This is a genomic window from Pseudaquabacterium inlustre (genome assembly GCF_038066595.1).
Classification (GTDB): domain Bacteria; phylum Pseudomonadota; class Gammaproteobacteria; order Burkholderiales; family Burkholderiaceae_C; genus Pseudaquabacterium; species Pseudaquabacterium inlustre.
The window spans coordinates 441414-461920 of the sequence record NZ_JBBUTH010000007.1 but is presented as its reverse complement, the minus strand read 5'-3'; the positions used below and the strand labels follow the sequence as shown (position 1 = coordinate 461920).

The window sequence follows — 20507 nt, the reverse complement described above, 5'->3', positions numbered from 1 at the left end:
ACCATGACGCTGGCCTGCCAGATCCACGCCGCGCATGACCTGCGCCTGATCGACGAAGCCCCGCCCGAGCTCGGCCCGCACGATGTGCGGCTGCGCCTGGGCGCGGGTGGCATCTGCGGATCCGACCTGCATTACTACACCCACGGCCGCGTGGGCGCCTTCACCGTGCGCCAGCCGCTGGTGCCGGGCCACGAGGCCTCGGGGGTGGTGGATGCCATCGGCTCGGCCGTCACGCGGGTCAAGCCCGGCGACCGCGTGGCCTGCAACCCCTCGCACGCCTGCGGCCGCTGCGATTACTGCCGCGCCGGCCGCGGCAACCTGTGCCGAAGCATGTTCTTTCTCGGCAGTGCCAGCGTGTTCCCGCATGCGCAGGGCATGTTCCGTGAGCGCTTCGTGCTGGGCGAGGCGCAGCTCACACCGATCACGGAGGATCACATCAGCCTGGGCGAGATCGCCTGCGCCGAGCCGCTGTCGATCGGCCTGCACGCCATCCACCGCGCCGGCCCGGTGCTGGGCGAGACGGTGTTCATCACCGGCGGCGGCACCATCGGCTGCATGACGGCCCTGGCCGCACGCCTGGCCGGTGCGGCGCGCATCATCGTGGCCGATGTGCAGCCGCGTGCGCTGGAGGTGGCACTGCAGTGCGGCGCCGACGAGGTGCTGCGCAGCGACCAGGTGGACCTGGCCACGCTGGCCGATGTGGCCGATGTCAGCCTGGAATGTGCCGGTCATCCCGGCGCGCTGCTGGGCTGCCTGACCGTCACGAAGCGCGGCGGCCGCATCATCCAGGTGGGCACGCTGCCCGACGAGGTGGCGTTCCCGGCCAACAAGATCATGGCCCGCGAGCTGGACTACCGCGGTGTGTTCCGCGCGCACCTGGCCTTCGACTGGGCGGTGCAGGCCATCCGCAGCCGCCGCGTGGACGTGCGGCCGCTGATCACCGCGCAGTTGCCGCTGTCCAAGGCGCGCGAGGCCTTCGATCTGGCGCTGGACAAGACGCGCAGCACCAAGGTGCAGCTGGTGGCCGAGGCCTAAGCCGGCGCACCGTTTTCTCTCTCTCCTCTTCCCTTGCACAGGACCACAGCATGACTTCCCGACTTGCGGGCAAGACCGCCCTCGTCACCGCCGCCGGCCAGGGCATCGGCCGCGCCACCGCGCTGGCCTTCGCGGCCGAGGGCGCGCGCGTGATCGCGACAGACATCAACCAGGCGCTGCTGGACAGCCTGGCCACCGAGCTGGGCGCGGGGCACAGCGTGCAGCGCCTGGACGTGACCGATGCCGACGCCATCCGCGCGCTGGCCGCGGCACACACCGACGTCAACGTGCTGTTCAACGGCGCCGGCTTCGTGCATGCCGGCACTGTGCTGGAGTGCACCGAGGCCGATTTCGACATGGCCGTCACGCTGAACGTGCGCTCGATGTTCCGCACCATCCAGGCCTTCGTGCCGGCGATGCTGGCGCGGGCCAAGGCGGGCGGCGTGGGTGGCTCGGTGATCAACGTGGCCTCGGTGGCCGGCAGCATCAAGGGCGCGCCCAACCGCTTCATCTACGGCACCACCAAGGCAGCGATCATCGGCCTGACCAAGGCCGTGGCCGCCGACTTCATCACCCAGGGCGTGCGCTGCAACGCCATCTGCCCGGGCACGGTGGAGTCGCCCAGCTTGCGCGACCGCATTGCCGCCCAGGCCGCCGCCAGCGGCCAGACGCTGGAACAGGTGGAAGCCGCCTTCGTGGCCCGCCAGCCCATGGGCCGCCTGGGCAAGGTCAGCGAGATCGCCGCGCTGGCGGTCTATCTCGCGAGTGACGAATCTTCCTTCACGACCGGCACCGCTCAAGTCATCGACGGCGGCTGGAGCAACTGAACTCTCTCGACAGAAAGCACAAAGCATGAAACTCCTCCGCCACGGCCCCCGCGCCAACCCCAAGCCCGGCCTGATGGATGCCCAGGGCCAGGTGCGTGACCTGTCCGGCCTGATCGGTGACATCACCCCGGCCACGCTGTCGCCGTCGGCGCTGGCGGCGCTGGCCAGCGTGGATGTGAACACCCTGCCCGTGGTGCCGCTGGGCGAGTACCAGGTGCCCTTCACCGGCATGACCAAGTTCATCGCCATCGGCCTGAACTACGCCGACCACGCCGCCGAGTCGAACCTGCCGATCCCGGCCGAGCCCATCGTGTTCCAGAAGACGGTGGAAAGCGCCGTGGGCTGCAACCACGCCGTCGTGCTGCCCAAGGGCTCGAAGAAGACCGACTGGGAGGTGGAGCTGGGCGTGGTGATCGGCACCCGCGCGCGCTATGTCGACGAGGCCGATGCGCTCAAGCATGTGGCCGGCTACTGCACGATCAACGATGTGTCGGAGCGCGAGTACCAGATCGAACGCGGCGGCACCTGGGACAAGGGCAAGGGCTGCGACACCTTCGGCCCGATCGGCCCGTGGCTGGTGACGGCCGACGAGGTGGGCGACCCGCAGAACCTGGACATGTGGCTGGAGGTCAACGGCCACCGCTACCAGAACGGCAACACCAAGACGATGATTTTCACGGTGGCCAAGATCGTCAGCTACGTCAGCCAGTTCATGACGCTGAACCCCGGTGATGTGATCACCACCGGCACGCCGCCGGGCGTGGGCATGGGCGTCAAGCCGGCGCCGGTGTTCCTGAAGCCGGGCGACGTGATGCGCCTGGGCATCCAGAAGCTGGGCGAGCAGCAGCAGACCGTGTACGCCTGGGATCCGGCGCTGATCGACGCCTGAGCCCGTGGTTGCCCACCGCCGCACGAACTGGACGCAGGAGGCCCGCATGACGCCATCGACCGCTTGTACCTCCGGCCGGGGCCGGCGCCTGTGGGGGGCCGGCGGTCTGCTGGCTGCCCTGGCCCTGGTGCTGGGAATGCAGGGTTGCGCCGTGCCGGGCGGCGGGGCGTCGAGCGCGCCCGCGCCCGCGACGGCCGAGCCCGCGGCCTCCGGGCCGCCGCAGTCGATGCTGTGGGTGGGCAACAGCTTCTTCTACTACAACAACAGCCTGCACGGCCATGTGGGTCTGCTGGCGGCTTCGGGCGGCGTGCGGGTGCGCGGCGTCTCGTCCACCATCAGCGGCTCGGGCCTCGACTGGCACGACCTGCCGTCGCTGCTGCGGCCGGGCGGGCTGGGCCGCTACTCCTTCGTGGGCGACAACGAGATCCGCTTCAATCCGCCGGGCCGGCAGTTCGACAGCGTGGTGATGATGGACTGCAGCCAGTGCCCCGTGCACCCGCAGCTGCAGGGCGCCTTCCATGACACCGTGAAGAAGAACGCCACGTTGCTGCGCGAGCGCGGCATCCGCCCGGTGCTGTTCATGTCCTGGGCCTACGCCGACAAGCCCGACATGACCGAGGCGCTGGCGGCCCAGTACACCGCCGCCGGCAAGGCCAATGGTGCCCAGGTCATCCCGGCCGGCCTGGCCTTCGCCCGTGCGCTGGCGCTCGACCCTGCCGTGCAGCTGTATGCGCCCGACAAGCGCCATCCCAGCTTGGCCGGCACCTACCTGGCCGCCTGCACCACCTATGCGGCGCTGTGGGGCAAGAGCCCGGTGGGCCTGGGCTACACCGCCGGCCTCGACCCCGCCCTGGTGCGCACGCTGCAGACCGCCGCCTGGGACGCCGTGCAGGCGCAGGCCCGGCGCTGATGGCGCCGCGGCCGGCGCCCTCTCCCCCTTCTGACCGAACCGAGGTGCTTCGCGTGAGCGTTCCCCCCGTCATCCGCATCCATCCCGACGACAACGTCGTCATCGCCCGCCAGCAGCTGGTGGGCGGCACGGCGCTGCCGGCCGAGGGCGTCACCGTGGCCGGCCTGGTGCCGCCGGGCCACAAGCTGGCCACCCGCGCCATCCGCCAGGGCGAGCCGGTGCGCCGCTATGGCCAGATCATCGGCACGGCCACGCGCGACATCGCGCCCGGCGAACATGTGCACACGCAGAACCTGGCCTTCAGCGCCTTCGAGCGCGCGCACGAGCCCGGCGCCGCCGCCACGCCCACCGCCTACGTGGCCGAGCCGGCCACGTTCATGGGCATCGTGCGCGATGAACCTTGGCGCAAGGGCCGCGTGGCCACGCGCAACTACATCGGCGTGCTCACCAGCGTGAACTGTTCGGCCACCGCCGCACGCGCCATCGCCGACCACTTCCGCCGCGACATCAAGCCCGAGGCGCTGGCCGACTACCCCAACGTCGACGGCGTGGTGGCGCTCACCCACGGCATGGGCTGCGCCACCGCCAGCGACGGCGAGGAACTGCAGGTGCTGCGCCGCACGCTGGGCGGCTATGCCAAGCACCCCAATTTCGCCGCCGTGCTGGTGGTGGGCCTGGGTTGCGAGACCAACCAGATCCAGGGCCTGATCGCGCAGGAGGGCCTGCAGGAAGGCGCCAAGCTGGCCGCCTTCAGCATCCAGGACACCGGCGGCACGGCCAAGACCGTGGCCCGCGGCATCGAGCTGGTGAAGGCCATGCTGCCCGAGGCCAACCGCGTGCAGCGCCAGCCGGTGCCGGCGCGGCACCTGGTGGTGGGCCTGCAGTGCGGCGGATCGGACGGCTACAGCGGCATCAGCGCCAACCCGGCGCTGGGCGCTGCGGTCGATCGCCTGGTGCGCCACGGCGGCACGGCCATCCTTAGCGAGACGCCGGAGATCTACGGCGGCGAGCACCTGCTGACCCGCCGCGCCGTGAGCGCCGAGGTGGCCGACAAGCTGACGCGGCGCATCGCCTGGTGGGAGGCCTACACCGCCCGCAACCAGATGCAGATGGACAACAACCCCTCGGCCGGCAACAAGGCCGGCGGGCTGACCACCATCCTGGAAAAAAGCCTGGGCGCCATCGCCAAGAGCGGCACCACCAACCTGGTGGATGTGTATGAATACGCCCAACCGGTCACGGCGCAGGGCTTCGTCTACATGGACACGCCGGGCTACGACCCGGTGTCGGCCACCGGCCAGGTGGCGGGCGGCGCCAACCTGATCTGCTTCACCACCGGCCGTGGCTCGGCCTACGGTTGCGCGCCCAGCCCCAGCCTGAAGCTGTCGACCAACAACGCGCTGTACGCGCGCCAGGCCGAGGACATCGACATCAACTGCGGCGACATCGTCGACGGCGGCGAGACGGTCGACGAGGCCGGCGAGCGCATCTTCCGCATGATGCTGGCCGCGGCCTCGGGCGAGAAGACCAAAAGCGAGATCCATGGCTACGGCCAGAACGAATTCGTGCCCTGGCAACTGGGCGCGGTGATGTGACATGAGCCATCCGATTGCTGCCGGATCCGTTCCGGTTCCACACGACACGCTGCGCACCTGGGCCACCGCCTGCCTGCAGGCCGTGGACATGCCGGCCGACGATGCCGCCGAGCTCGCCGACAGCCTGGTGCAGACCAGCCTGTGGGGCGTGGACAGCCACGGCATCGCGCGCCTCACGCACTACCTCGACCGGCTGACGCGCGGCTCGATCAAGGCCCGGCCTCAGCTGCAGATCACGCGCAGCGGCCCCTGCACCGCCCAGGTGGCCGGCGATGCCGGCCAGGGCATCGTGGTGGCGCACAAGGCCAACCGGCTGGCCATGGAGATCGCGCGCGAGAACGGCGTCGCGGCCGTGGGGGTGAACGATTCGTCGCACTGCGGCGCCATCGGCCTGTACACGCGGGCCGCGGCGCGCCAGGGCTTCGTGGCCTTCGCATTCACGCATGCCGACAGCATCGCGGCGCCGCATGGCGGCACGCGGCCCTACTTCGGCACCAACCCGATCAGCATCGCCTTTCCGCGCGCGGGGGCCGAACCCACCTGCCTGGACATGGCCACCACGTCGATTCCGTGGAACCGCGTGATGAACGCGCGGCGCGAGGGCCATCCGCTGCCGCCCGACGTGGCCATCGACGCCCACGGCCAGCCGACCACCGATGCCGATGCGGCCATCGCTGTCACGCCGCTGGGCGGCGAGCAGTACGGCCACAAGGGCTATGCCATGGCGCTGATGGTCGACCTGCTGTGCGGCCCGCTGAACGGCGCCCCCTTCGGCGCCCACATTCCGCCGATGTTCAAGGACCTGGATGCGCCGCGGCGCATCGGCGCCTTCTTCATCGTCATCGAGCCGGCGCGCTTTGCCGGTGGTGCGATGCTGGCCGCCGTGGTGGCGCAGCTGGCTGGCGAGCTGGCGCTGGAGCCCGGCAGCCCGCGCATGCCCGGCGATCCCGAGCGTGACCACGACGCGCAGCGCCGCGCCGAGGGCATCCCGATCGAGCCGGCGCTGGCCGAGCAGATGCGGGTCTGGAGCCAGCGGCTGGGCGTCGCGGCGCCGCTGTAGCCCGCGCATCGTGTCCAATCGGGCCATGCCCGATGACCTGACCCACCCGACCGACCAACGCCTGACCGAGCTGGAGATCAAGCTCAGCTTCACCGAGGACGCGCTCGACCGCCTGAACGAGGTGATCGTGCGCCAGCAGGCGCAGATCGACGCGCTGGTGCGCGAGGTGCTGGCGCTGCGCAGCCAGGCCGCCAGCGGCGACGCCGGCCAGCCACCGTTCCGCAGCCTGCGCGACGAGCTGCCTCCGCACTATTGAGCCGAGGGCGCGGTCTCGCCGCCGAACTGCTCGTAGGCCTGCAGCGCGTGGGCGGCGTACATCAGCGACGGGCCGCCGCCCATGTACACGCACATGCCCAGCATCTCCTCGAACTCGGCGCGGCTGCAGCCCAGCTTGACCAGCGCCTCGGCATGGAAGCCCAGGCAGGGGTCGCAGCGCGCGGACACCGACAGCGCCATCGCGATCAGTTCCTTGGTCTTGCGGTCCAGCACGCCGGCCTTGCCGGCCGCCTGGGCCAGGGCCGAGAAGCCGCGCAGCGTGTCGGGCGTGTCGGCGCGCAGCTTGGCCATCAGGGCCGAGACCTCGCGCGTGATCTCCGGGTAGTTCTTGCTCATCGTCATGCCGGGTGGGGTATGTGGATGCGTGGATGATAGGTTGGCGGGTGACCAGGCGGGTGCCCCATCTGTCCCCCGCTTGACAGCGCGCAAGGCCTTCGATCGCCGACGCTCGATGGTCCCTGCCGCAGGGCCGCCGACGGGCGGCAGCCGTCCCCTCCGATGAACCTCGTCTCGCGCTGCCGCGCCCCGATCGAACGCGCCGTCAGCCGCGCCACCGCCCGCACCGCCCACTGGAGCCCCACCACCCGCGGCCTGCTGTGGATCAGCAGCTCGGGGCTGATCTTCAGCATGCTCAACGCGCTGATGCGGGGCCTGACGCTGCACATCGACCCGTTCCAGGCGCAGTTCCTGCGGTACTTCTTCGGCCTGCTGGTGCTGCTGCCGGTCGTGCTGCCGGCCGGGCTGGCCGCCTACCGGCCGCGCGATGTCGGCGCGCAGTTCACCCGTGGCCTGGTGCACACGCTGGGCCTGTGTCTGTGGTTCACGGCGCTGCCGCGCATTCCGCTGGCCGACATGACGGCCATCGGCTTCACCGGCCCGATCTTCATCATGATCGGCGCCCGCCTGGCCTTCCAGGAGCCGATGCGCTGGGAACGCTGGGTGGCTACGCTGCTGGGCTTTGCCGGCGTGCTGATCATCGTGGGCCCCAAGCTGTCGGGATCGGGCGGGGTGTGGCACCTGGTGATGCTGGCCTCGGCGCCGGTGTTCGCCGGCTCGTTCCTGCTCACCAAGGCCATGACGCGGTACGAGACGGCCAGCGTGATCCTGGTGTGGCAGTCGATCACCGTGTCCATCATCAGCCTGCCGCTGGCGCTGTGGCACTGGCAGGGGCTGAGCACGGCGCAGTGGTCGCTGTTCGCGCTGTGCGGCGTGCTGGGCAGTGCCGGGCACTACTGCCTGACCCGCGGCTTTGCCGCCGCCGACATCTCGGCCACGCAGTCGGCGCGCTTTCTGGATCTGGTGTGGTCGGCGGTGATGGGCTGGCTGCTGTTTTCCGACGTGCCCAGCGCCGCCACGCTGCTGGGCGGCACGGTGATCAGCGCGGCCACGGTGTGGCTGGCGCGGCGTGAGTCGCAGCGCCGCCAGCGCGCCGCGCGCGAGGCCGAAGCCCAGGCCGAGATCGAGGCCGAAGCCGAGGCGCGCGGCAGTCCCTGACCGCGCCACGGGCCGGTCAAGACCCTGACCGCGGTTGGGGCGCTGCGCCGGGATGCTCCATTTCCGTGTGCGGCGGCCGATATACCCCCATGGCCATCGGCCTCGCGGGGCAGTCACAGCGGGACGAGGGTCAGATCCTGCAACCTGTTGTCCTGACTGTCCCGCGAGGGCCTTTCCATGTCATTTTTGAACCATTGGCGCATCGGCCAACGCGTCGCGCTGGCCTACGGCCTGGTGCTGGCGGTGCTGCTGGCGGTGATCGCCGTCACGCTGCCGCAACTGGCCTCCACCGAAGCCTCGATCCGCAACCTCGTCACCGAGCAGGCCGAACGCCTGGCCCTGGCCCAGGAATGGCGCGAGGCCATCGCCACCAACTCGCAGCGCGCGCTCGCCCTGGGCCTGAGCGCCGACGACGGGCTGAAGGCGCATTTCGAGGACAAGATCAAGGCCACCTCCGCGCGCACGACCGAGGTGCAGAAGCGCTACGCCGAACTGGAGACCACGCCCGAGGGCCGGGCCGGCCAGGAGCGCCTGGCCGATGTGCGCAAGCGCTACCTGGCCACGCGCGAGCGGCTGCTGGCCGCCCGCGGCAACCCGGCGCAGGTGGCCAGCATCGGCGAGGAGTTCAAGAAGACCGCCGACGAGTACATGGGCGTGGCCCGCGAGGTGGTGAGCTTCCAGCAGAACCGGGCCAAGGATGTGGGCGCCAAGGTGCACGAGGACCTGGCCTTCGCGCGCGCCGTGTTTCTGGGCGCGGTGCTGCTGGCGGTGCTGGTGGCCGCCGGCTCGGGCGTGCTGCTGTCGCGCTCGCTGAGCGTGCCGCTGGCCCGGCTGGAGGCCAGTGCCCAGCGCATCGCGGCCGGCGATCTGGGCGAGCGCCTGGCTGCCACGGGCGAGCGCTCGGAGGTCGGCCGCCTCAACGATGCGATGGCCAGCATGCAGGAGGCCCTGCGCCAGCTGGTGCAGCAGGTGCGCGACAGCAGCGAATCGATCCGCGTGGCCAGCGCCGAGGTGGCCACCGGCAACGCCGACCTGAGCCAGCGCACCGAGGCCACCGCCAGCCACCTGCAACAGACCGCCTCGTCGATGGAGCAGATCGCCGGCACCGTGCGCCAGAGCGCCGGCACCGCCGCCGAGGCCAACCACATGGCCGCGCAGGCCCAGCAGGTGGCGCAACAGGGCGGCCAGGCGGTGCACAGCGTGGTCGACACGATGGCCGGCATCCAGGATGCCTCGCGCCGCATCGCCGACATCATCGGCACCATCGATGGCATCGCCTTCCAGACCAACATCCTGGCGCTGAATGCGGCGGTGGAGGCCGCCCGTGCCGGCGAGCAGGGCCGCGGCTTCGCCGTGGTGGCCGGCGAGGTGCGCACGCTGGCGCAGCGATCGTCGGCCGCGGCGCGCGAGATCCGCGGGCTGATCGAGGCCTCGGTCGAGCGCGTGTCGCAGGGCACGCAGGCGGCCGAGGGCGCCGGGCGCACCATGGGCGACATCGTCTCGGGCGTGCAGCGGGTCAGCAGCCTGATCGCCGAGATCAACGTGGCCACCACCGAGCAGAGCCAGGGCCTGGACGTGGTGAACCAGGCCGTGGCCTCGCTCGACCAGGCCACGCAGCAGAACGCGGCGCTGGTGGAACAAGGCGCCGCCGCCGCCCACAGCCTGCAGGAGCAGGCGCAGCGCCTGCACAGCCTGGTGGCCGGGTACCGGGTCTGACGGGGAGTGCTCAGGCCGCGCCCCCCGGCGCGCTACAGTGCCGGGCATCGATGAGCCTGCCGCGTTGCCTGATTCCCCAGCCGCCTGGCGCCCTGGCGCGCCTTGCCGCCTGGCCCCTGCTGGCGCTGGTCTGGGGCCTGTTGACCGCCGGGCCGGTGGCCTGGGCGCAGGGCGCGCCGGCGGCCGCGCCCATGACCTTGACGGCCCCGGTGGCCTCAGCGGCCTCTGCGGCACCGGGCAGAACGCCTGGTGCACCGGCAGCGTTGCCGCCCATCGACTCGATGGCGCGCCGAGTGCTGGCCTGCACCGCCTGCCATGGCGCGGAGGGCCGTGCCGTGGGCAGCGCCTTCGTGCCGCGCATCGCCGGCAAGCCGGCCGGCTACCTGTACCGGCAGATGCTGAACTTCCGTGACGGCCAGCGCCGCCACGAGGGCATGGCGCGCCTGCTGGCGCCGCTGAGCAACGAATACCTGCGCGAGATCGCCGCGCATTTCGCCGCGCTGGACCTGCCCTGGCCCACGCCGCAGCCCGGCCCCGCCACACCGGCGCTGCTGGCGCAAGGCGAGCAGCTGGTGCGCCAGGGCGATGTGGCGCGGCGGGTGCCCGCCTGCACGGCCTGCCATGGCGCGGCGCTGACCGGCGTGGCCCCGGCCGTGCCCGGCCTGCTGGGCCTGCCGCACGACTACATCACCGCCCAGCTGGGCGCCTGGCGCGCCGGCACGCGCCGCGCGCTGGCGCCCGACTGCATGCACGACGTGGCGGCACGCCTGAGCCCGGAAGCCTCGGCCGCAGTGGCCGCCTGGCTGACCCGCCAGCCGATGCCGGCCGACCACCGCGCCGTGGCCGCCCTGCCGGCCCCGATGCCGCTGCGCTGCGGCGCGGCACCCGAGGCGCGGTGATGGCCACCGGTACCCCGGCGTCGCCGCCACCGCCGAGCGCGCAGCCGGGGCCTGCGCCCGCGGGCGCCGGGCCAGCGGCGCGCGGCGCCTGGCGCCGTGGGCTGCGGCGGCTGGGGCTGGGTGCGCTGCTGGCGGTGGCCGGTCTGGCGGCGGCCGTGGCCTGGCTGGACCGCCTGCCCGAGACGGTGCCCGCCACCGCGGGCGTTGCCGACGCCGCCACGCTGGCCCGCGGCGCGCAGCTGGCCCGCCTGGCCAACTGCGCCGGCTGCCACACGGCGCCGGGCGGTGCCGCCTATGCCGGTGCGCGGGCGCTGGCCACACCGTTTGGCACCGTGTATGCCGGCAACCTGACGCCCGATGCCGACACCGGCCTGGGCCGCTGGAGCGCCGACGACTTCTGGCGCGCGTTGCACCATGGCCGGGGCCGCGATGGCCGGCGCCTGGTGCCGGCCTTTCCGTACACCAGCTTCACCCACATCGGCCGCGCCGACAGCGACGCGCTGTTCGCCTGGCTGCGCACGCTGCCGCCGGTGGCCGCCGCACGCCCGGACCATGCGCTGCGCTGGCCCTTCGGCAGCCAGCCGGCGCTGGCGGCCTGGCGCGCGCTGTACTTCCGTCCGGCCGCCGACCAGCCGGCCCCGCCCCCCGGCCCCAGCGCCGATCGGGGCGCCTGGCTGGTGCGCGGGCCGGGCCACTGCGCCGAATGCCATGCCCCGCGCGATGTGCTGGGCGGCCGCATCGACCCCGCTGCGCTGCGCGGCGGGCTGATGCCCATGGGCGACTGGGAAGCCCCGTCGCTGGCCTGCCTGAGCGGCCGGGGCCAGGCCGAGCCGGCGCGCGGCGCGGCGCTGGTCGCGCTGCTGCGCGACGGGCAGTCGGGCCCCGACGCCGTGGCCGGGCCGATGGCCGAGGTGGTGCGCGGCAGCACCCAGCACTGGCCCGAGGACGAATTGCGCGCCGTGGCCGCCCACCTCGCCACCCTGCCCTGCCCGGCCGCGGCGACGACGCACACCGCCCGGCCTGCGCCGCTGGACGACGCGCGCCGCACGCTGGGCCAGCAGCTCTATACCCGGCACTGTGCCGATTGCCACGGCACCCAGGGGGAGGGGGTGGCGGGCGTCTACCCGGCGCTGGCGGGCAACCGCTCGGTCAACCTGCCCACGGCCACCAACCTGGTGCAGGCGCTGCGGCACGGGGGCTTTGCGCCGGCCACGGCGGCGCATCCACGACCGCACGGCATGCCGCCACAGTTCCTCAGCGACGACGAGATGGCCGCAGTGGCCAGCTGGGTGCGCCAGGCCTGGGGCAACGCGGCCGAGCCGGTGGGCTGGCTGGCCGTGTCGCGCATGGGGCGCTGACGCGCCCTGCCGCAGGCCGGGCGAGCCCAACCCGGCGGCTTGGGTCTGTGGCTGGACTTGCCGGTGAGCGTGACGTAGCCGTGGCCGGTCCACGGTGCCCATCCCCAATCGGGCGGATGTTCCGGGAACGCCTTTGGCCGTGCCGGGCGGCGCCGTTCAGCGCCCGGTGAAGCGCGGTGGCCGCCGCTCACGGAAGGCCGCCACCGCCTCGGCATGGTCTTCGGTGCGGTTGGACAGGCATTCGTAGGCCAGGCCGGCGTCGAAGTGGGCGTGGAACAGCGCCTTCAGTGGCAGGTTCACGGTGATCTTGGTCCAGCGCATGGCTTGCGTGGCGCCGGCGGCCAGGCGGTCGGCCAGCGCGTCCACATGGGCGTCGAGCTGCGCGCGCGGCACCACCTCGGTGACCAGGCCGATGCGCTCGGCCTCGGCGGCAGGGAGCAGTTCGCCGGTGAACAGGTAGCGCCGGGCCTTGGCATAGCCCACGATCTGCGGCCAGATCAGGGCGCCACCATCGCCGGCCACCAGGCCCACGCCGACATGCGGGTCGCCGATCTTCGCCTCGTCGCTCATCACGCTGATGTCGGACAGCAGCGCCAGGCTGGCGCCCAGGCCGGTGGCGTGGCCGTTGATCTTGCAGATCAGCGGCTTTTCCAGGTCGAGCTGGCCGAGGGCGATGTCCTTGCCCTCGCGTGCCATGCGCTCGAAGCTGGCGGGGTCGTCCACATGCTGCTGCATCCAGTCGATGTCGCCGCCGGCGCAGAAGGCGCTGCCCCGGCCGGTGAGCACGATGACGTCGGAGTCGGCATCGCGCTGCAGCTCAGGCCACAGGCGCGACAGCTCGGTGTGCAGCCGCGCATTCACCGCGTTGCGCTGCTCGGGGCGGTTCAGCGCCACGGTGAGCACGCGGCCGCGCCGCTCGAAGGTCAGGCATTGGTAGTCGGCGAAGTTCATCGGCCCATTGTGTTGGGGCCGGCCCGCCGGGGCTGTCGTCAATGCGGCAGTTCGTCCAGCCCGGCCAGCTGGCTGGGGCGCAGCCGGGTGTCGGCCAGCGCGCCGCGGCTTTCCAGGATCGGGTAGGCGATCGAGCAGATGTGCGAGTTGATGCGCTTCAACTCGCTCAGCAGGTCCAGGTGCAGCGAACTGGTCTCGATGCTCTCGGGCGTGTGCTCCTGCAGGCGCGCGATGTGGGTGGCGGCGTAGGCATGCTCCAGCTCGCGAAAGCGCGCCTTCTCCTGCAGCAGGCGCTGCGCGTCGCGCGCGTGGCCGTCGAGGAACACGCTCATCCCCAGGCGCAGGTTGGCCAGCAGGCGCTCGTGCAGGTGGCAGATCTCGGCCATGCCGGCGTCCGAAAAGCGCCGGCCCTTGCGGATCTTCTTGTCCTCGATGTCGATCAGCACGCGCTCGATGCCGTCGCCGATCTGCTCCATGTTGATCGTGAAGCTGACGATGTCGGTCCAGCGCCGGCCCTCGCGTTCGCTCAGCGCCTCGCGCGAGATGCGGGTGAGGTAGAGCTTGATGTCGGTGTAGAGCCGGTCGACCTCGTCGTCGCGTGCGCGCAGCTGGCCGGCCAGCGCCAGGTCGTTGTTCTGCAGCACCGGCAGCACGCCGCGCAGCATGGCCTCCACCACGTCGGCCTGGTGCAGGGCCTCGCGCGCGGCGCAGCTGATGGCCAGGCTGGGCGTGGCCAGGGCCACCGGGTCGAGGTGACTGTTGCGCGCATGGTGGCGGGCCTCGGGCGTCTCGGCCAGCCAGCGGTCGACCAGCCCCGCCACCGGGCCGGTGACGCCGACGAACAGCAGCGCCAGCACGACGTTGAAGCCCAGGTGGAAGCCCACCACCTGCGCATGCACATCGGGCACCCACTGCGCCAGCAGCGGCAGCAGCGGGCCCAGCAGCGGCATGGCGATCAGCGCGCCGGTCAGCTTGAACAGCAGGTTGCCCAGCGGCAGGCGCCGCGCCACCGGCGAATCGGCCCCGGTGGCCAGCCAGGCCAGCAGGCCGCTGCCCAGGTTGGCGCCCAGCACCAGGCCCAGCGCCACATCCACCGGCACCAGGCCCTGCGCCGCCAGCGTGGCGGTGAGCAGCACGATGGCCAGGCTGGAATAGCAGGCCACGGTGAGCGTGGCGCCCACCACCATGTCCAGCAGCACCTCGTGCGGCAGGGCGGCCAGCAGCGCGCGCACGGCGGGCGCCTCGGTCAGCGGGCGGGTGGCGGCCACGATCAGCTGCAGCGCCAGCGTGATCAGGCCCAGGCCGATCAGCACCCGGCCGATGCGCCCGGCCGGGCCGGACGCGGCGGTCTGGCGCGAGGTGAACAGCACCACGCCCACCACGATCAGCAGCGGCGACAGCCAGCGCAGATCGAACGAGAACACCACCGCCATCAGCGCCGTGCCCACGTCGGCGCCCAGCATCACCGTGAGGGCCGCCGCGGTGGGCACCAGGCCCTTGCCGACGAAGCTGGCCACGATCAGGCAGGTGGCGGTGCTGCTTTGCACCAGGCTGGTCACGCCCAGGCCGGCGGCCAGTGCGGCCGGCCGGTTGCCGAAGCTGCGGGCTAGCACGCCGCGCAGGTTCTCGCCGAACACGCGCAGCATGCCGGTGCGCACCTGGGAGGTGCCCCAGACCAGCAGGGCGATGGCGGCGAGCAGGTTGAGCAGGTGGATCACGGCAGGGCCCGGTGAGCGCGTGCGGTTCAAATCCGGTTGTCAGCAAGGCCCGTGCCGCGCACACGCGCCCAGGCGACGATGGTGCGCCGCTCGGCCGGCGGCCGAAGCCGCCAACAGCGCCGGGATTCCCGCGCTGGCGGGGCGATGGCCCGGCGATGGCCCGGCGGTGGCATGACGTTGGCGGCCGCAGGCCCCCGGCGGCCAGGGGCATGCCGGGGCAGAGACAATCGCGGCATGTCCCTGCCTGCTTCCGACGCCTTGGCCTGCGGCCCCGGCGGCCAGCCCCTGCGCGTGCTGTCGGTCATCGCCCCGATGACCCAGCTGAACACGCCCTACCCGTCCACGGCCTACCTCACCGGCTTTCTGCGCGGCCGCGGCATCGCCGCGCAGCAGGAAGACCTGGCGCTGGCCCTGGCGCTGGCGCTGCTGTCGGCCGACGGGCTGGATGCGCTGAAGACCGAGGCCGAAGCCCAGCCCAAGCGCGAGCGTTCGGACCGCGTGGCCTTCTTCCTGGCCAACTTCGCGCGCTACCGGGCGGCCATCGGCCCGGCCGTGGCCTTTCTGCAGGGGCGCGACGGCACGCTGGCCCAGCGCATCGCCGGCCGCGAGTTCCTGCCCGAGGGCGAGCGATTCCGCAGCCTGGACGTCTACGAAGACCCCGACGGCGGCGATCCGATGGCCTGGGCCTTCGGCGCACTGGGGCAGACCGACCGTGCCAAGCACCTGGCCACGCTGTTCCTGAATGACCTCGCCGACGTGGTGAAGGACGCCGCCGACCCGCGCTTCGAATTCGTGCGCTATGCCGAGAGCCTGGCGCAGAGCCAGGCCAGCTTCGAGCCGCTGGCCCGGGCGCTGGCCGCGCCGCCCACGCTGGTGGACCGCCTGCTGCAACGCCTGACGCTGGAGGCGGTGCAACGCCACCAGCCCGGCCTGGTGCTGCTGAGCGTTCCTTTCCCAGGCGCCGTGTACGCGGCGCTGCGCATCGCGCAGACGATCAAGGCCCGGCATCCGCAGATCGCCATCGCGCTGGGCGGCGGCTACGTGAACACCGAGCTGCGCGAGCTGGCCGAGCCACGCGTGTTCGACCATGTGGACTACGTGACGCTGGACGCCGGCGAGCGCCCGGTGCTGGCGCTGATCGAGCACCTGCAGGGTCAGCGCGGCGCGCAGCGCCTGGTGCGCACCTTCCGCCGCAGCGCAGATGGCCAGCGCGTGGACTACGTGAACTGGCCTGAGCCCGACATCCCGTTCGAGGACACCGGCACGCCCACCTGGGACGGCCTGCCGCTGCACCGCTACCTGTCGCTGCTGGACATGCTGAACCCCATGCACCGGCTGTGGAGCGACGGGCGCTGGAACAAGCTGACCGTGGCCCACGGCTGCTACTGGAAGAAGTGCAGCTTCTGCGACGTGGGCCTGGACTACATCGGCCGCTACGAGGCCGCCAGCGCCGAACGGCTGGTGGACCGCATCGAGACGATCGTGGCCGAGACCGGGCAGACCGGCTTCCACTTCGTCGACGAGGCCGCGCCACCCAAGAGCCTGAAGGCGCTTGCCGCCGAGCTGACGCGCCGCGGCACTGCCATCAGCTGGTGGGGCAACATCCGCTTCGAGAAGAGCTTCAGCCGCGAGCTGGCGCTGGCCATGGCCGACAGCGGCTGCATCGCCGTGACCGGCGGCCTGGAGGTGGCGAGCGACCGCCTGCTGCAGAAGATGAACAAGGGCGTGTCGGTGGACCAGGTGGCGCGCGTCACCAAGGCCTTCAGCGACGCCGGCATCCTGGTGCACGCCTACCTGATGTACGGCTTTCCCACGCAGACCGTGCAGGAGACGGTGGACGCGCTGGAGACCGTGCGCCAGCTGTTTGCCGAGGGCTGCATCCAGAGCGGCTTCTTCCACCGCTTTGCCTGCACCGTGCATTCACCGGTGGGCCTGGACCCCGACGCCTACGGCATCCGCCTGAAGCCGCTGCCGGTGCCCGATGGCGGCCGCGTGTTCGCGCGCAACGACGTCGACTTCACCGACCCCACCGGCACCGACCACGACCTGCTGGGCGTGGGCCTGCGCAAGGCCATCTACAACTTCATGCACGGCATCGGGCTGGACGAGGACGTGCGCGCCTGGTTCGACCACCCGGTGCCCAAGGCGCGCGTGGCGCGCCACCGCATCGCCAAGGCGCTGGCCGAGGCGGGTTGAGCGCGCCGCCCGTCAGTCGGCCACCGTGTCCACCTGCACGGCGCTGACCGGGCGGTGCCGGTCGGCCGCGGCGCGCACGTTCAGCCAGGCGCTGGCCGCGCCGCACACCCCGATGACGGCCATGCCCAGCCAGCTCCAGCCGTCGGGAGCCAGGCCGAAAGCCAGGTAGCCGGCCAGCGCGGCGGCGGCCAGTTGCACGTACTGGAAGGGCATCAGCGTGCTGGCCGGCGCCTTGCCCAGCGCCATGATCAGCAGCAGGTGGCCGGCCGTGCCCAGCACCGCGATGGCCGCCAGCGCCCCCACCTGTTCGGCCGGGGCCTGCAGCAGCGTGTCGATCGGGTCGGCCACGCTGGCCAGCAGCAGCGGCGTGGCGATGGTCATGCCGGTCAGGCCGGTGTAGAAGTTGGTGGTGAACGGGTTCTCGTGCGGCGCGTAGCGGCTGGTCATGATCTGGAAGCTGGCGTTCGAGAACGCCGCGGCCAGCGGCAGCAGCGCCGCCCAGCCGATGATGCCGCTGCCCGGCCGCACGACGATCAGCGCGCCGACGAAGCCACCCACCACCAGCGCCCAGCGCAGCCGCGACACCGGCTCGCCCAGCCACACGCGCGCGATCAGCGTGGCCACCACCGGCGTGAGCATGGTGATGGCGGTGAACTCGGCCACCGGCATGCGCCGCAGCGCCGCGAAGGCCATGGTGGACGAGAAGGCCAGCAGCGTGCCGCGGGCGATCTGGAACATCGGGTTGGCGCTGCGGAAACCGTGCGCGCGCGACAGCGCGATCCACACCGTCATGATGGCCGCGTGCAGGCCGTAGCGCGCCCACAGCACCAGGGCCACCGAGAAGTAGGCGCCGACGTAGCGGATGGTGGTGTCCATCGTGGCGAAGCAGCAGGCCGCGCCAATGACGAACAGGATGCCGAGCAGGGTGTGCTGCTTCTCGGGTGCGGACATGCGGACGGTGGGGCGGCGGAGGTGTTGGCCAGTATCCCCGTGCCGACGCGGGCTTGCCGGCACAGCCGGCCTGCGCGGGTGCACGGGTGCAAGGGTGCGCGGGTGCGCGGGTGCGCGGGTGCCCGGGCGCTGGCGCGACCGGGCTCAGGCGGCCGGGTGGGTCGCGGCGTCCGCCAGGCCCCACCAGGCCGGCAACAGGGCCGTGACCTCGGGCGCGCGGTAGCGCTGGTCCAACAGCCACAGCCAGCCACGGTCGTCGGGGGTGCGCAGCACGCGGCCGGCGGCCTGCACCACGCGCTGCAGCGCCGGCACGCGGTCGGCGTAGCCGTGGCCGGGGCCGAACAGCGCGTCCAGCCGCTCGCGCAGGTGCGTCTGCAGCGGCGACACCGGGGGCAGCCCCAGCGTGGCGATGAAGGCGCCGATCAGCAGCGGGCCCGGCAGGTCCACGCCCTCGGCGAACACGCCGCCCAGCACCGCGAAGCCGATGCCACGGCCCTGCGGCGCAAAGCGCGCCAGAAAGGCCAGGCGAGCCTCCTCGGGCATGCGCCGCTGCTGGCACCACTGCGGGATGTCGGGGCGCTGCCGGGCCAGCTGGGCCGCAGCCTGGGCCAGGTAGTCGAAGCTGCTGAAGAAGGCCAGGTAGTTGCCGGGGTGCGCGTCGAACTGCCGGGCCATCGTGTCGACCAAGGCCTGCAGCGAGCGGCGGCGGTGCGCATAGCGCGTGGACAGGCCGTCGGCCACCTGCACGCACAGGTGTTCGGGCGGAAAGGCCGGCGGCACGTCGATCCAGCCGGTGTCGTCGGGCAGGCCCAGCAACTGGCGGGCGAAGTCGGGCGGCGCCAGCGTGGCCGAGAACAGCGTGGCGCTGTGCAGCGCCGCCCAGCGCGGGCGCAGGAACGGCGCGGGCACCACGTTGTGCACGGCCAGCACGCCATCGCCGTCGGCGGGCAGCGCGGCCAGCGGGGCGTCGTCCGGCAGCGTGGGCGTGGGCGGCGAAGCCTGCAGCTCGAACAGCGAATGCTCGCCCAGCGTGTCCACCAGCCGCTGCAGCCGCTGCAGCTCGAAGAAGAAGTCCAGCAGCGTGCCCACGCTCAACGGCTGCTGCTGGAAATGCTCGGCCAGCGCGCCGGTGGCCGTCTGCAGCGCCTGGGCGAAGCCCTCGGGCACGCGGCCAAGCACCGTGCCCTCGGGGGGCCCGGCCTCGCCCAGCAACTGCGCCGCGGCACGCCGCAGACCGGCCAGCGCCGGCGCCACGGCGGGCGGGGCGCTGCGCAGCGCGGTGTCGATCTGGCGCAGCCGCAGCTGGGCCGAGTACATGCGCCGCGTGCGCTCGACCAGGTTGTGCGCCTCGTCCACCAGCACGGCCAGCTGCCAGTCCAGCGCCTGGGCCAGGCCGGGCAGCTGGCCGTGCGGGTCGAACAGGTGGTGCACGTCGCCCACCAGCACGTCGGCCCAGCGCAGCAGCTCCTGGCCCAGGTAGTAGGGGCACAGCTGGTGCTGCGCCGCCACCGCGCGCAGCGCCGGGCCGTCCAGCCAGGCCTGGGCCACGGCCTGCGCGCGCGCGGCCGGCAGGCGGTCGTAGAAGCCGCGGGCCAGCGGGCAGGCGTCGCCGTGGCAGGCCTTGTCGGGGTGCACGCAGGCCTCCTCCTTGGCCAGCATCAGCTGCACGCGCAGCGGCGCCGGCGCACCGGCCGACGGTGTGCCGCGCAGGTTGTGCAGCGCCTCCAGCGCGGCCAGCCGGCCGGTGTTCTTGCAGGTCAGGAAGGCGATCTTGTCGATGCGCTCGGCGGGCATGGCGCGCAGCAGCGGGTACAGCGTGCCCACGGTCTTGCCGATGCCGGTGGGCGCCTGTGCCAGCAGCCGGTGGCGCTGCCGTGCCGTGCGGTACACGGCGGCAGCCAGGTCGCGCTGGCCGGGGCGGAAGGCGGGCTCGGGAAAGGCCAGGCCGGCCAGTGCCGCATCGCGGGCGGCGCGGTGGGCCAGCTCCTGCCGGGCCCAGGCGCTGAAGGCCTGGCAGCGCTGCGCCAGCAGGGTCTCGAGCTCGGCGGCGCCGTACACCTGGCGCAGCTCGGTCTCGGTCTGGCTGGCGATGTCGAAGTACACCAGCGACAGCGCGATCTCGTCGACGCCGCGCGCACGGCAGAACAGCGCGCCATAGGTCTGCAGCTGGGCCCAGTGCAGCCGGCGGCGGTTGGCCGGGATCTCGTCGGGCGGCCCGCGCAGGGTCTTGATCTCCTCCAGGCAGCGGCGGCGCGGGTCGTAGCCGTCGGCGCGGCCACGCACGCGCAGCGGCCCCAGCGTGGCCTCCAGGGCGATCTCGGTCTCGTAGTCGGGGCCGCGGCGCTGCGCCACCAGGCCCTGGCCGAGCAGGCCTTCCAGCGCCGTGGCGCTGGGGGTGAAGCGGCGGTCCAGGTCGCCCTGCTTGGCGGTGAACTCGCACAGCGTGCGCACCGCGACGCTGTAGGGCGCATCGGTGGCAGGGGGCGGCAGGGGCGCGTTCACAGGGCGTGATTGTCGCCACGCGGCACCGTCGCAGCGGCCCGTTGGCGCGGGCGTCCCACGCACGGGCGGCGTTGCTCAATCCCTATGTCGACACGTTTGTTTCAGGGGGATCTGGCGGGCACTACGGCTT

17 protein-coding genes are annotated in these 20507 nt (G+C 72.5%); 12 read left to right on the top strand and 5 right to left on the bottom strand.

The window, feature by feature from the left end; translation table 11 throughout:
* Positions 1–3 precede the first annotated feature (3 nt).
* Genes AACH10_RS13610 through AACH10_RS13580 form a run of 7 tightly spaced genes read left to right on the top strand, consistent with a single transcriptional unit; the run spans position 4 to position 6572 of the window.
* On the top strand, positions 4–1035 hold the full coding sequence (locus AACH10_RS13610) for an L-idonate 5-dehydrogenase (protein ID WP_341410971.1): 1032 nt from the start codon (positions 4–6) through the stop codon (positions 1033–1035).
* Positions 1036–1085: 50 nt separating this feature from the next.
* Entirely contained in the window at positions 1086–1862 is a 777-nt protein-coding gene (locus AACH10_RS13605) for an SDR family oxidoreductase (protein ID WP_341410970.1), read from the top strand.
* Between the two features lie 25 nt (positions 1863–1887).
* On the top strand, positions 1888–2751 hold the full coding sequence (locus tag AACH10_RS13600) for a fumarylacetoacetate hydrolase family protein (RefSeq protein WP_341410969.1): 864 nt from the start codon (positions 1888–1890) through the stop codon (positions 2749–2751).
* 46 nt (positions 2752–2797) lie between these two features.
* Entirely contained in the window at positions 2798–3661 is an 864-nt protein-coding gene (locus AACH10_RS13595; RefSeq protein ID WP_341410968.1) for a hypothetical protein, read from the top strand.
* Entirely contained in the window at positions 3661–5256 is a 1596-nt protein-coding gene (locus tag AACH10_RS13590) for a UxaA family hydrolase (RefSeq protein WP_423228600.1), read from the top strand. Before AACH10_RS13595 ends, AACH10_RS13590 begins: the two co-directional genes overlap by 1 nt.
* A 1-nt stretch (position 5257) precedes the next feature.
* A complete protein-coding gene (locus tag AACH10_RS13585; protein WP_341410966.1) occupies positions 5258–6316 on the top strand; it encodes an Ldh family oxidoreductase in 1059 nt (352 codons plus the stop codon).
* 25 nt (positions 6317–6341) lie between these two features.
* Positions 6342–6572 carry a SlyX family protein gene (locus AACH10_RS13580; RefSeq protein WP_341410965.1) on the top strand — a complete coding sequence of 77 codons (231 nt, stop codon included), beginning with the start codon at positions 6342–6344 and terminating at the stop codon, positions 6570–6572.
* Here the strand turns inward: AACH10_RS13580 and AACH10_RS13575 are convergent.
* Positions 6566–6934, bottom strand: coding sequence for a carboxymuconolactone decarboxylase family protein (locus tag AACH10_RS13575; RefSeq protein WP_341410964.1), 369 nt, complete (start codon positions 6932–6934; stop codon positions 6566–6568). The two genes, AACH10_RS13580 and AACH10_RS13575, sit on opposite strands and share 7 nt — an antisense overlap.
* A 156-nt stretch (positions 6935–7090) precedes the next feature.
* Here AACH10_RS13575 and AACH10_RS13570 point away from each other — a divergent pair, with 156 nt between their 5' ends.
* The 4 genes from AACH10_RS13570 (at position 7091) to AACH10_RS13555 (ending at position 12059) form a co-directional block, all read left to right on the top strand.
* Complete coding sequence (locus tag AACH10_RS13570; protein WP_341410963.1) at positions 7091–8086, top strand: DMT family transporter; 996 nt, start codon at positions 7091–7093, stop codon at positions 8084–8086.
* A gap of 177 nt (positions 8087–8263) precedes the next feature.
* A complete protein-coding gene (locus tag AACH10_RS13565; RefSeq protein ID WP_341410962.1) occupies positions 8264–9802 on the top strand; it encodes a methyl-accepting chemotaxis protein in 1539 nt (512 codons plus the stop codon).
* Positions 9803–10083: 281 nt separating this feature from the next.
* Positions 10084–10701, top strand: coding sequence for a c-type cytochrome (locus AACH10_RS13560; RefSeq protein ID WP_341410961.1), 618 nt, complete (start codon positions 10084–10086; stop codon positions 10699–10701).
* Positions 10701–12059, top strand: coding sequence for a c-type cytochrome (locus tag AACH10_RS13555; RefSeq protein ID WP_341410960.1), 1359 nt, complete (start codon positions 10701–10703; stop codon positions 12057–12059). Before AACH10_RS13560 ends, AACH10_RS13555 begins: the two co-directional genes overlap by 1 nt.
* 156 nt (positions 12060–12215) lie before the next feature.
* Here AACH10_RS13555 and AACH10_RS13550 read toward each other — a convergent pair whose 3' ends face one another.
* Both AACH10_RS13550 and AACH10_RS13545 read right to left on the bottom strand, forming a co-directional pair.
* A complete protein-coding gene (locus AACH10_RS13550; RefSeq protein ID WP_341410959.1) occupies positions 12216–13010 on the bottom strand; it encodes an enoyl-CoA hydratase/isomerase family protein in 795 nt (264 codons plus the stop codon).
* 38 nt (positions 13011–13048) lie between these two features.
* Positions 13049–14728, bottom strand: coding sequence for a Na/Pi cotransporter family protein (locus AACH10_RS13545; RefSeq protein ID WP_341410958.1), 1680 nt, complete (start codon positions 14726–14728; stop codon positions 13049–13051).
* A 234-nt stretch (positions 14729–14962) separates the two neighbouring features.
* On the opposite strand from AACH10_RS13545, the gene AACH10_RS13540 reads away from it, so the two are divergent.
* Positions 14963–16924 carry a B12-binding domain-containing radical SAM protein gene (locus AACH10_RS13540; protein WP_341410957.1) on the top strand — a complete coding sequence of 654 codons (1962 nt, stop codon included), beginning with the start codon at positions 14963–14965 and terminating at the stop codon, positions 16922–16924.
* 12 nt (positions 16925–16936) lie between these two features.
* On the opposite strand, the gene AACH10_RS13535 is transcribed toward AACH10_RS13540, so the two are convergent.
* Entirely contained in the window at positions 16937–17875 is a 939-nt protein-coding gene (locus tag AACH10_RS13535; RefSeq protein ID WP_341410956.1) for a DMT family transporter, read from the bottom strand.
* 144 nt (positions 17876–18019) lie between these two features.
* Positions 18020–20377, bottom strand: coding sequence for an ATP-dependent DNA helicase (locus tag AACH10_RS13530; protein ID WP_341410955.1), 2358 nt, complete (start codon positions 20375–20377; stop codon positions 18020–18022).
* Positions 20378–20507 lie beyond the last annotated feature (130 nt).